Genomic DNA, 11,284 nt, shown 5'->3' on the forward strand with positions numbered 1-11,284 from the left:
CTAACAAAAAACAATCGATGAAAAAATTTCTGGCCGAAATTGATGTAATGCCTAAAAAAGAAATACTTGACCCTCAAGGAAAAGCAGTTACTGGTAGCATGAAAAACCTTGGGTTATCTGAGATACACAACATACGTATAGGTAAACACATCTCACTTGAGATAGATGCTGATAACGCGGAAACCGCTAATGCTAAAGTTGACCAGGCTTGTAAAAACCTTTTGGCAAACCTGATAATGGAAAGCTACAGCTTTAAGCTGGTAGAAGTAGCTTAGTTCTAAGTAGAAGGTTTAAAGTCTCTTTCAAACGGGATTAGGTCTATAAAACATAAAAGGGAAAGGCAATCGCATGCGATTGCCTTTCCCTTTTACTATAACTTTCTACTTTAAACTTTGAACTTTATACTCCTACAGGTTCGCTTCCTTTTCTTGCTTGATCCTCTCAAGTGCTACCAGGTTAGTATTTACCACACTTTTCACCTCGGCAAATTTTGCTTTAACCTCTGATGGGTTTGGCGCGCCGCCTTTACACATAATTTCAACCTCTTGTATGGCAGCCTGGCTTTGCGGCATACCAAAAAAACCTAAGTTGGGCTTTAATTTATGCGATGCTGATGCAGCGGTAGCCCAGTCCTGCGCGTTTATAGCATTAGTAATAGCATCCAGTAATTCCGGTGTTTGCGTTAAGAACATACCTATTGAGTCAACAATAAATTCGTCGCTGCCGTCGGCAATCTCATACAAGAAAGATAAATCAAGGTCTTGTGGTGGTAAATTATCAGACATTGTGTGAAGGTTTATAAATCAAAAATATAATTTTTTTACAATCAAGTCGTCTTTCAAGTCATTTTTCAACTCTAATATAGACTTATTTAATATAGGATGTATAAAATCTGGCGCCAACATTTCCAGTGGCTCTAAAGTAAATCTGCGTTTATGTAATTCGGGATGCGGAATGGTCAAGTTTGGTTCGTTAATAATTTCGCTCCCATAAAACAATATATCGATATCAATAATGCGCGATCCCCACTTTTCTTCCCGTTTACGACCCATTTCTATCTCAATGCTCAGTATCTTTTCTAAAACTTGTTGTGCCGATAGCTCTGTTTGCACCATAACAACCTGGTTCAAATAATCGGGCAGGTCCGTTTTCCCCCATGATTGTGTTTCATAAATAGCCGATTTTTTTACCACCGGGGCAATATCCTGCTCAATATGTTCTATAGCGCTGTGCAAAAATAAATTACGTTCGCCAAGATTGCTACCTAATAGTAAAAAAACGTTAATCATGTTGTAACAAATAGTATGTATAAGGCTCTTAATAGTGTGTGAATTACTAAGTTTGCATATATAAATGATTTATAACAGTTAATGAAACAATTCTTCAAATTTGTATTGGCTACCGTTGTTGGTATTATTATAGCGAGTATTATCCCCCTTATTTTAATTGTAGGCATTATTGCCGCCGCCGGCAGCGATAAAGCAGTAGATGTTGATGCAAATTCGGTGCTACATGTTAAGTTTGATTACCCTATAAACGAGCGTACACCAAATAACCCGTTTGCAAACCTGGGCTTTTTAGGTTTGGATGGTGAAAAATCTGTTGGCCTTAACGATATCTTATCCAGCATTAAAAAAGCTAAAACAGATAATAATATAAAAGGCATTTTCCTGGACGAAAGCTACATGATGAGCGGCCAGGCTACTACCGAAGAGATCCGTAACGCGCTTATCGATTTTAAAAAGTCTAAAAAGTTTGTTATCGCTTATTCAGAGATCTACACACAGGGGTTTTACTACCTGGCATCAGTTGCCGATAAAGTTTACATTAACCCAAAAGGTATAATCGAATTTAGGGGCTTTAGCTCTGAAGTTACTTTTTTGAAGGGCGCGCTTGATAAACTGGGCATTGAGGCACAGATAATAAAAGTAGGTACTTACAAAAGTGCTGTTGAGCCATTGGTACTTACAAAAATGAGCGATGCTAACCGTATGCAGGTTACCTCTTATTTAGGGTCGATGTATGATTACTTCCTTACAGGAATCAGCAAAAGCCGTAACATCAATAAAGATTCCTTATTCAATTACGCCAACAGTGGCCGCATACAGCAACCCGAAGACGCTTTAAAATACAAACTGGTTGATGGCTTAAAATACAAGGACGAGATACTTTCTGAACTTAAAAAACGCACAAGTATCGCCGAGAAAAAAGATATTGCCAGTGTTGACCTGGGTGATTATGTTAAAAGCGGCACCAAGGTTGATACCGACCCTAAAGATGTAAGCTATAAAAACCGTATAGCTATTGTTTATGCATCCGGCGAAATTACCGGCGGCGATGGCGACGATAACAAAATAGGATCTGAAACCATATCAAAAGCCTTGCGTAAAGTGCGTATGGATGATAAGGTAAAAGCGGTTGTACTGCGTGTAAATTCACCGGGTGGCAGTTCGCTGGCGTCTGATGTGATCTGGCGCGAGGTTATGCTGACCAAAAAAGTAAAACCTATCATCGTATCTATGGGCGATGTGGCTGCATCCGGCGGTTATTATATAGCCTGCGCGGCCGATTCTATTATTGCTGAGCCAAATACCATAACAGGTTCGATAGGTATTTTTGCCGTATTACCTAACATGCAAAAGCTGTTTAACGATAAGCTGGGCATCACGTTTGATGGTGTAAAAACCGGAAAGTATGCCGACTTAGGCGATGTAAGCCGCCCCCTATCTCCCGAAGAAAGGGCTATCCTGCAAAACAGTGTTAACCGTGGTTATGACGATTTTACAAAAGCAGTGGCTAATGGCCGTGGTAAAACACAGGCTTATATAAACAGCATTGGCCAGGGCCGTGTGTGGACAGGTACACAAGCGTTAAAAATCGGACTGGTTGACAGACTGGGCAATATTAACGACGCCGTAAAATCTGCCGCTAAAAAGGCCGGCGTAAAAGATTACAGAATAGTTGCCTACCCCGAGCAAAAAAGTTTCCTGAATAAATTTGGTGAAGGTTTAAGCGCCGAAGTAAAAGCCCATTTTGTAAAAGCCGAACTTGGCGAGAACTACCGTTACTACGAACAAATAAAAGGCGTTACCCAAATGATGCGCACCCCACAGGCACGTATGCCTTTCGATGTGGTGATAAAATAATATTCTGCTTATAGTTGATGGTTCATAGTTCATGGTACAAAATGTGCTGTATTACTATGAACCATTAACTATTATCTATGAACTCCCCCTCCTCTTTTGTATTTTTACGGCATAACTAAATTATGGAGAACAAACCCATAGCACGTACGCTTCGTTTATTGTCGCAATTGATGGAATTGCACGAGGTTAATCCTTTCAAAATTAAATCGATAGCTAATGCTGCCTTTAAGGTAGATAAGCTGCCCTTCCCTATCGCGGGCAAATCATTGGCCGAACTGGAGAAAATAGATGGTATTGGTAAAAGCATCGCCTCTAAAATTGCCGAGCTACTGGAAACCGGCACCATGACCGAATTGCAGGATATACTTGCACAAACCCCCGAAGGTTTAGTGGAAATGATGGGCATAAAAGGTATTGGTGCAAAAAAGGTAGCCATTATCTGGAAAGAACTGGGCATTGAGAACGTAGGGGAGTTATATTATGCCTGTAACGAAAACCGACTTATCGAAGCTAAAGGCTTCGGTTTAAAAACACAGGAGGAAATAAAAAGGGTTATTGAGTTTAGGATGGCGGGCAATGGCAAGTTCCTTTATTCGCAGGTAGAAAAAGATGTTAAAGACCTGATGGGAGAGATCCGCGGCATTTTCCCTGATGCTTTAAAGCATATTGCCGGAGAATTTCGCAGATCGAACGAGATCATCAGCGAACTGGTTATTGTTATAGGTAGTTTAAACCAGGAGATAGCTTTTAAGGCACTGGCCGAATTAGATACTTTGCAAAATGTTGTTTTGAACGGAACACACATTTCTGCCGAATTAAAAAATGGCTTATTAGTTGATATTATATGTGTTGACAAAGCCGATTACTATTACGAATTATTTGTAAACACCGGCGATACCGAGCATGTTGAGGCAGTTTTATCACGTATAAACATCTCGCTTGAACAACCCCAAACGGAAGAAATAATTTACCAAAAAGCAGGCCTGGCCTGGATGCAGCCCGAACTGCGTGAAGGCACAACCTTTATAGAAAAAGCAGCCGAAAACAAACTGCCTGTTCTTATAAGCTATCATGACCTTAAAGGTACCCTGCACAATCACAGCACCTGGAGCGACGGCGTAAACACGCTGGAAGAGATAGCGTTATATTGCCGTGATGAAATGAAATTGGAGTACCTGGGCATTTGTGACCACAGCAAAAGCGCTTTTTATGCAAAAGGGCTTAGCATTGAGCGGGTTTTGCAGCAGCAGGAAGAGATAGATCATTTGAATAAAAAGATAACCGGCTTCCATATTTTTAAAGGTATCGAATCGGATATTTTGAATGATGGCTCGCTTGATTACCCTGATGAGATCCTGAAAAAGTTTGATTTTATTGTAGCATCGATACACTCCAACATAAAAATGCAGGAGGAGAAAGCTACCGCCCGTTTAATAAAAGCCATTGAAAACCCATACACCACCATTTTGGGGCACCCTACCGGCAGGTTATTGCTTAGTCGTAAGGGGTATGATATCGATCATAAAAAAGTAATTGATGCCTGTGCCGCCAACAATGTGGTGATAGAAATTAATGCCAACCCGTTAAGGCTTGACCTTGACTGGCGCTGGCACCAATACGCGCTGGATAAAGGCGTTATGCTATCCATTAACCCCGATGCACACCGAAACAGTGGTTTCAGGGATATGGAGTATGGCACACATGTTGCCCGCAAGGGTGGCTTAACTAAAGAGATGTGCCTGAATGCACTATCTTTGGCCGAGATCACAAAGTTTTTTGAAAAGAAGAGAAGCAGTCAGTAAAGATCGAAAGTCGGCAAAGTCCGAAAGTCTACTGACACTATAACTAAATATGTTAACAGATAAAGTACGCAAGCTTCAGCAATCGGGCCCCACCCCAAATATTTTGGTAATTGGCGATCTGATGATAGACCATTATGTTATAGGCGATGCCACCAGGCTTTCGCCCGAGGCGCCGGTACCTATTGTTAATGTAAAAAAGGAATTTACTACGCCCGGCGGCGCGGCCAATGTCGCGCAAAACCTGTTAGCCCTGGGCTCAAAAGTATCGCTTGCAGGTATAACCGGTAATGATATTGATGCAACCCGCTTAACCGATATTTTGGTTGAAGAAGGCATTAATGCTGATGCTATATTTAAGGACGACACCCGCCCTACTACGGTAAAAACCCGTATAATGGCAGGCAGCCATCAATTGGTTAGGGTTGATAGAGAGGTTACCCATCCGCTAACCGAAAGTTTACAGGCAGATTTTATTGAGCGGATAAAAGACAATATCGCTAAAGCAGATATCGTTGTTTTATCAGATTACAATAAAGGCCTTTTCTCGCCGGCCCTTACGCAACAACTTATTAACGAGGCTAATAAACAAGGAAAAAAAGTAGTTATAGACCCTAAAGGCCTCAACTACGAAAAGTATAAAGGCGCATATATTATTAAGCCTAACCGCAAGGAACTGGCCGAGGCGGCCAAAACGGAAAAGATCACCAATATTGATGAATTACAGCAGGCAGCCCGTATCATTATTAAACAAACCGGAGCGGAGTATATTGTAGTAACCCTGTCAGAACAAGGCATGGTTATTATCAGCGAATTAGCATACAAGCTATTACCGGTAAAGGCTACATCGGTGTTTGACGTAACCGGCGCGGGCGATACTGTACTGGCAACAATGGCTTACTTTATAGCCCAGGGTTTAAACGTTGAGGAAGCCTGCGAACTGGCCAACCATGCCGCCGCCATAGTAATAAGGCAAACCGGCAGCGCGGTTACAACAATTGACCAGATACTGGAAGATATTGAGAGAGACAAAGGACGATAGGATAAAAGACAAAGGACTGAGATATTGCTTTTCAATCACTAATTCAATAATTTCACTAAATCACTAATTCAATAAAAATGGTTATTGAAGAACTATACGAGCATCAAAATTTAATACAAAAGGTTATCGAGAACCTGAGTGGCGATATTGAAACCGCTTGCGGGGTAATTGTTTCTGTATTAAAAGACGGCAAAAAGGTATTAATTGCGGGTAATGGCGGCAGCGCCGCCGATGCACAACATATAGCGGCCGAACTAAGCGGCAGGTTTGTGAAAGAACGTAAAGCATTGCCGGGCATAGCCTTAACGGTAGATACATCGGCACTTACGGCTATAGCAAATGATTATGGCTATAACCATGTATTCTCCCGCCAGGTAGAAGCGCTGGCACAACCCGGCGACCTGTTTATTGGGATCTCAACCAGTGGTAACAGCCAGGGGATATTAAACGCATTTGAAACAGCTGGTAAAATTGGTTGCAAAACACTGGGTTTATCCGGCCGCGATGGTGGTAAAATGAATGGTTTGTGCGATCTGAACATCATCGTACCATCTGATGTTACCGCGCGGATCCAGGAAATGCATATCCTTATAGGGCATATACTTTGCAAGGCGGTGGATGATGCCTATTGATTTGAAAATGGCTCCCCTCTTGAGAGGGGGAGCGCCGGATAGTGTGGCTGCAGGGGTGTGTTATACGAGTGAAAGGACACACCCCTCCACCCCTCTCAAGAGGGGAATCGCACGGGTCTTGAGCTTTCTAAATATTCTGAATATCATGGGCCTTTTCACTAACAAGCCACTAATGATAATATTTTTCTAATTTTATCCTATGCGCCACGATCTCGAGAAAACGCTTCTTAGTAAAATAGCTACCCTGCCACAGCTAACCGCCAGCATTGCTGCCTGGAAAACTGAAGGCAAAAAAGTGGTATTTACCAATGGCGTGTTCGATCTGTTGCATCTTGGCCACATTACTTATCTCGCTAAAGCTGCCGAACTGGGCGATAAGCTTATTATCGGCTTAAATGCCGATGCATCGGTAAAGCGGTTAAAGGGTGAAGGCCGCCCGGTGAATGATCAAAACAACCGTGCCGCTTTACTGGCCGCGTTGTTTTTTGTGGATGCTGTGATACTATTTGAGGAAGATACCCCGCGCGAACTAATTACCCAATTAATGCCCGATGTACTGGTTAAAGGCGCCGATTATACGGTAGAAAATATCGCGGGCGCTAAAGAAGTACTGGCAAATGGCGGCGAGGTAAAAACCATTACCTTGGTTGAGGGCTACTCCTCCACATCTATTATCAATAAAATTAAGGCACAAAATGAGGTAAAAGCGGAAAGGTAAAGGTTTTAAAAATCACTAATTCAATAATTCACTAACTCACTAATTATCCCCCGGATGAAAATACTGGTAATCCGCTTTAGCTCGATGGGCGATATTATTTACACTACCCCCATTGTGCGCTGCCTAAAAAAGCAGCTTCCGGATGCCGAGGTGCACTTTCTTACAAAATCTGCCTTCAAGTATATTTACGATAATAACCCTTATGTTGATAAGCTGTTACTGCTAAAACCTACGCTTGCCGAAACCATCGCGGATATAAAAGCGGAAGGATATGATTACATTATTGATCTGCATAATAACCTGCGCACTGCTATTATTAAACTGCGCACGGGCATAAAATCATCCACCTATAAAAAACAAACTATACGCAAATGGCTCAGCCTAAAGTTTAATTTAAAGCTTGTGCCACCGGTGCATTTGGTAGACCGTTACCTTAAGGCTGTGGCTTTTTTAGGGGTAACAAATGACGGTCAGCCTATTGATTATTATATCAAAAAGGATTATCAGCTTTCTGCCCTGCTCCCCCCATCGCACCAAAACTATGTGGCCTTTGTTATTGGCGCCACGCATTTTACCAAGCGGATGCCTAATGAAAAGATCATGAGTATATGCAGGCAGCTTAATTTGCCGGTAGTATTATTGGGGGGGAACGATGTTAAAGCAAATGGTGATGAAATAGCGGCGGCTATAGGCAATAATGTTTACAATGCCTGCGGTGTAACCACGCTTGATGAATCTGTTTTCCTGGTATCTAAAGCGCAAAGTATCATTGGTTTTGATACCGGGCTTACCCACATTGCCGAAGCTTTTAATAAACCCATCGTTTCGATATGGGGTGGCACTGTGCCCGAGTTATTAGGTGTGCAACCTTATATGGTAAAAGATGTTATAGTTGCGGGTATTGATCTGAGCTGCCGCCCATGTTCCAAATTCGGGTTAGAGAAGTGCCCGCTTGGGCATTTTAAGTGCATGTATGATATCCCCGAAGGCAATATCCTATCATTTATAAATATTAAGCAGAAGGAAAGATAATTTCATTAAAATGTTTATTTTAGTGCAAACAATAAATCTTATTACATGAAAAAATTATTACTTATCCTTTGCTGCAGCTTTGCGGCGTCTGCAGCTTTTGCACAAATACCAAGCTTCGGTATCAGGGGTGGCGTAAACTTTGCTAAACTTTCAGCCTCAAGCGGTAATTTAACCGCCTCAACAAATTCAACTACAACATTTGCTGCAGGCTTATTTGCCGACTTTAAATTCGGCAATGTGTCTTTACAACCGGCTTTGAATTACACCGGTAAAGGTGGTGAGGGTGATGACGGCGAAGGCGGCCTGGTTAAAATTAAAACTTACTATGTACAAGTTCCTGTAAACGTGGTTTATCATATACCTGCGGTATTTGGTCATGTTTATTTAGGTGCGGGCCCATATGTAGGTGTTGGCGTATCCGGAAAAACTAAAGCTGTAAGCGGCGGTTCGTCTGTTAGCGAAGATATTACTTTTGGCGATGGTGAAAATGATATCAAAAGAACCGATTTTGGTTTGGATGGTATTGCCGGTCTTGAATTTAACAACGGTTTCATTCTTGGTGTTAACTACGACCTTGGATTGTCTAATATAACCAACACAAGCTCAATCTCAACAAAAAACCGCGTATTCGGTATTTCTGTAGGTTACAAATTCTAAGAAAAATTAATATCTAAAAAAAACGGGGCAATATGCCCCGCTTTTTTTATTTTAGAGTAAATGAAAAAGTTATTGCTGATACGCCACGCCAAAGCAACCCACGAAAGCGGATATGCAGATTTTAAGCGCCCGTTAACTGATAAAGGCTTTGAACAGGCCGAATTAATGGCCACGCGCTTACAGGTAAAAAGCTTACAACCACAAATATTAGTGGCAAGCCCCGCCCTGCGTACCTTATCTACAGCAAATGTTTTTAGCCAGATATTAGGCTTAAAACAGGCAATTACCCATAAAGAAATTTACGATGCCAGTGAAAGCGCACTGCTAAAAGTGATCTATGAACTACCGGATAATAAAGATTTTATAGCCCTTGTTGGCCATAACCCGGGCATAAGCCAAGTACTTTATTACTTAAGCGGGGCTATAAAGGATGTACCTCCATGTGCTATAGCCTTAATTGAATTTGATGCGGATAGCTGGGCCGAATTGCACGAGGGAGCAGGCAAACTTATCCATTACGACACCCCAAAAAGTTAATTTATCCGGTAAGTTTTACCCGGTAACGAACGGATAAAACCCTGCAATTCCATATCCAGCAAGGTCATAGTTAACTGGCTCATGGGCATATTTGCTTTTATTGATAGCTCATCAATTGCCAACGGTGCCTTATGCTGCTGGATAATTTCATAAACTGCACGCTCAATTGCCGATAGATCTATCGGTAGTAATAATTGTTCAGGAGTCCCTTTCATCTCGGTATTTTTCTCCCAACCCAGGCTATAAGCCAGGTCGGCAACACAGGTAAGCAGGGCGGCCTTATTATTGCGGATCAGGAAGTTACATCCTTCAGAATACTCATCACCCAACCTGCCCGGGAATGCGAAAACATCCCGGTTATAGCTATTGGCTATCTCGGCGGTTATTAATGCACCGCCTTTAAGCCCCGCTTCTATCACAACGGTTGCGTCGGCCATACCGGCTACAATACGGTTACGCTGCGGAAAGTTTTCCCTATCGGGTATTGTACCAGAGGGATATTCGCTAAGCAGGCCACCATTCTCCAGCATCTTTTCGGCAGTAGCGCGGTTTTGGTGAGGGTAAAGCTTGTCAAGGCCATGCCCCAATACGCCCACTGTTGGCACCCCTACTTTTAAGCACTCCTTATGTGCGGCAACATCAATACCCAGGGCCAGTCCGCTTACTATCAAAACATTGTATTCACGCAGTTCTTCAACCAGTTGTTTGCAAAGCTGCCTGCCGTAATCGGTAGCGTTACGGGTACCAACTATACTTACACAACGGTGCGGGTTAAGGTTGGCATTGCCTTTACTATATAGTAATACCGGCGAATCGTGACAGTTTTTTAACCTGCGCGGGTACCTTTCGTCGGTATAAAATAATACGTCGATATTATTATTCTCGATAAACTTTAATTCCAGCTCTGCCTTACGCAAAGCATCATCGAAATTTATCTGGCTAATTATTTTTTCACCAATACCAGGGATCCTTAAGAATTTGCCCTTGGGTGTTTTAAATACCTCTTCGGCACTGCCTATATGTGCAACAAGGCTTTTGGCATATGTGCAGCCAATACTTTTAATATATGTTAAGGCAACCTGATGTAGTAATGACATAGTTTTTCTCGAGGTATCTAAAGTATAAAAAATCCTAAAATATTTAGCATTTATAGGTGAAATATATTCGATGAAAATAATTCTTACAAAAACTACAAAAATAGTTTGCAAACTATAAAAATAGTTCTACCTTTATTAAACTATAAAAATAGTTTGCTATGAAACTAAAAGAACTCACCAAAGCCGAAGAACAGATAATGCAGATATTGTGGCAGTTAAAAGAAGGTATAGTGAAGGATATTTTAGAGAAGATACCCGAGCCGAAGCCTGCCTACAACACCGTATCAACCGTAGTAAGGGTACTGGAAGGCAAAGGGTTTATCGACCATAAAGCCTACGGAAACTCGCACGTTTACTTCCCACTTATTAGCGAAGACGACTATAAGAAGTTTACGTTTGATAAGCTGATGAGCAACTACTTTGATAACTCTTACAAAAGCCTGGTATCCTTCATCGCTGATGAAAAAGACCTTGGACTGAAAGAATTGGATGAACTAACTGAGCTAATTAACAAACTTAAATCTCAAAAAAGATGAGCTGGCTGCATTACCTGATCGAGGCAAATATTTACCTGGGTGTATTTTATTTGTGCTATTGCTTGTTCTTAAACCGCGATACCCACTA

General features: G+C 41.8%; 13 protein-coding genes. 10 read left to right on the forward strand and 3 right to left on the reverse strand.

All coding sequences use genetic code 11. From position 1 onward, the window contains the following. Positions 1–275: phosphoribosylformylglycinamidine synthase subunit PurS (purS, locus tag JWQ85_RS14105; protein WP_299469019.1), on the forward strand; the 275-nt coding region annotated here is incomplete at its 5' end. A 132-nt stretch (positions 276–407) separates the two neighbouring features. Here the strand turns inward: purS and JWQ85_RS14110 are convergent. Together JWQ85_RS14110 and folK are read right to left on the reverse strand one after the other, a co-directional pair. Next, positions 408–785, reverse strand: a complete 378-nt coding sequence (locus JWQ85_RS14110) for an Hpt domain-containing protein (RefSeq protein WP_299469021.1) — start codon at positions 783–785, stop codon at positions 408–410. Positions 786–803: 18 nt separating this feature from the next. Beyond that, on the reverse strand, positions 804–1,289 hold the full coding sequence (gene folK / locus JWQ85_RS14115) for a 2-amino-4-hydroxy-6-hydroxymethyldihydropteridine diphosphokinase (RefSeq protein WP_299469023.1): 486 nt from the start codon (positions 1,287–1,289) through the stop codon (positions 804–806). 81 nt (positions 1,290–1,370) lie between these two features. Here folK and sppA point away from each other — a divergent pair, with 81 nt between their 5' ends. The 8 genes from sppA to JWQ85_RS14155 all read left to right on the forward strand — a co-directional run bounded on the left by sppA (position 1,371) and on the right by JWQ85_RS14155 (position 9,563). Further along, positions 1,371–3,146, forward strand: a complete 1,776-nt coding sequence (sppA, locus tag JWQ85_RS14120; RefSeq protein WP_299469025.1) for a signal peptide peptidase SppA — start codon at positions 1,371–1,373, stop codon at positions 3,144–3,146. A 122-nt stretch (positions 3,147–3,268) separates the two neighbouring features. After that, positions 3,269–4,948: a DNA polymerase/3'-5' exonuclease PolX gene (locus JWQ85_RS14125; RefSeq protein ID WP_299469027.1), complete on the forward strand. Its 1,680-nt coding sequence runs from the start codon at positions 3,269–3,271 to the stop codon at positions 4,946–4,948. Between the two features lie 49 nt (positions 4,949–4,997). Beyond that, positions 4,998–5,987, forward strand: a complete 990-nt coding sequence (gene rfaE1, locus JWQ85_RS14130; protein WP_299469029.1) for a D-glycero-beta-D-manno-heptose-7-phosphate kinase — start codon at positions 4,998–5,000, stop codon at positions 5,985–5,987. A 77-nt stretch (positions 5,988–6,064) separates the two neighbouring features. Further along, complete coding sequence (gmhA, locus tag JWQ85_RS14135; RefSeq protein ID WP_299469031.1) at positions 6,065–6,619, forward strand: D-sedoheptulose 7-phosphate isomerase; 555 nt, start codon at positions 6,065–6,067, stop codon at positions 6,617–6,619. A gap of 199 nt (positions 6,620–6,818) precedes the next feature. Beyond that, complete coding sequence (gene rfaE2, locus JWQ85_RS14140) at positions 6,819–7,337, forward strand: D-glycero-beta-D-manno-heptose 1-phosphate adenylyltransferase (RefSeq protein WP_299469032.1); 519 nt, start codon at positions 6,819–6,821, stop codon at positions 7,335–7,337. Positions 7,338–7,391: 54 nt separating this feature from the next. Then, positions 7,392–8,369, forward strand: coding sequence for a glycosyltransferase family 9 protein (locus tag JWQ85_RS14145; protein ID WP_299469034.1), 978 nt, complete (start codon positions 7,392–7,394; stop codon positions 8,367–8,369). A 45-nt stretch (positions 8,370–8,414) separates the two neighbouring features. Further along, positions 8,415–9,026 carry a porin family protein gene (locus tag JWQ85_RS14150; RefSeq protein WP_299469036.1) on the forward strand — a complete coding sequence of 204 codons (612 nt, stop codon included), beginning with the start codon at positions 8,415–8,417 and terminating at the stop codon, positions 9,024–9,026. A 60-nt stretch (positions 9,027–9,086) separates the two neighbouring features. Next, positions 9,087–9,563: a histidine phosphatase family protein gene (locus tag JWQ85_RS14155; RefSeq protein ID WP_299469038.1), complete on the forward strand. Its 477-nt coding sequence runs from the start codon at positions 9,087–9,089 to the stop codon at positions 9,561–9,563. Here JWQ85_RS14155 and dprA read toward each other — a convergent pair. Then, positions 9,560–10,660 (reverse strand): DNA-processing protein DprA, encoded by a 1,101-nt coding sequence (gene dprA / locus JWQ85_RS14160; RefSeq protein ID WP_299469040.1) that lies wholly within the window; start codon positions 10,658–10,660, stop codon positions 9,560–9,562. The two genes, JWQ85_RS14155 and dprA, sit on opposite strands and share 4 nt — an antisense overlap. Before the next feature lie 158 nt (positions 10,661–10,818). On the opposite strand from dprA, the gene JWQ85_RS14165 reads away from it, so the two are divergent. After that, positions 10,819–11,196, forward strand: a complete 378-nt coding sequence (locus tag JWQ85_RS14165; RefSeq protein WP_256538190.1) for a BlaI/MecI/CopY family transcriptional regulator — start codon at positions 10,819–10,821, stop codon at positions 11,194–11,196. The last annotated feature ends 88 nt before the right edge of the window (positions 11,197–11,284 follow it).

It is taken from the genome of Mucilaginibacter sp., from assembly GCF_028288105.1.
Taxonomy (GTDB): domain Bacteria; phylum Bacteroidota; class Bacteroidia; order Sphingobacteriales; family Sphingobacteriaceae; genus Mucilaginibacter.

Coding starts and splice junctions, on each gene's coding strand:
- JWQ85_RS14165 (WP_256538190.1), top strand. CDS start 10,819: ATGAAACTAAAAGAACTCACCAAAGCCGAAGAACAGATAATGCAGATA.
- JWQ85_RS14155 (WP_299469038.1), top strand. CDS start 9,087: ATGAAAAAGTTATTGCTGATACGCCACGCCAAAGCAACCCACGAAAGC.
- JWQ85_RS14145 (WP_299469034.1), top strand. CDS start 7,392: ATGAAAATACTGGTAATCCGCTTTAGCTCGATGGGCGATATTATTTAC.
- sppA (WP_299469025.1), top strand. CDS start 1,371: ATGAAACAATTCTTCAAATTTGTATTGGCTACCGTTGTTGGTATTATT.
- gmhA (WP_299469031.1), top strand. CDS start 6,065: ATGGTTATTGAAGAACTATACGAGCATCAAAATTTAATACAAAAGGTT.
- rfaE2 (WP_299469032.1), top strand. CDS start 6,819: ATGCGCCACGATCTCGAGAAAACGCTTCTTAGTAAAATAGCTACCCTG.
- JWQ85_RS14110 (WP_299469021.1), bottom strand. CDS start 785: ATGTCTGATAATTTACCACCACAAGACCTTGATTTATCTTTCTTGTAT.
- JWQ85_RS14150 (WP_299469036.1), top strand. CDS start 8,415: ATGAAAAAATTATTACTTATCCTTTGCTGCAGCTTTGCGGCGTCTGCA.
- dprA (WP_299469040.1), bottom strand. CDS start 10,660: ATGTCATTACTACATCAGGTTGCCTTAACATATATTAAAAGTATTGGC.
- JWQ85_RS14125 (WP_299469027.1), top strand. CDS start 3,269: ATGGAGAACAAACCCATAGCACGTACGCTTCGTTTATTGTCGCAATTG.
- folK (WP_299469023.1), bottom strand. CDS start 1,289: ATGATTAACGTTTTTTTACTATTAGGTAGCAATCTTGGCGAACGTAAT.
- rfaE1 (WP_299469029.1), top strand. CDS start 4,998: ATGTTAACAGATAAAGTACGCAAGCTTCAGCAATCGGGCCCCACCCCA.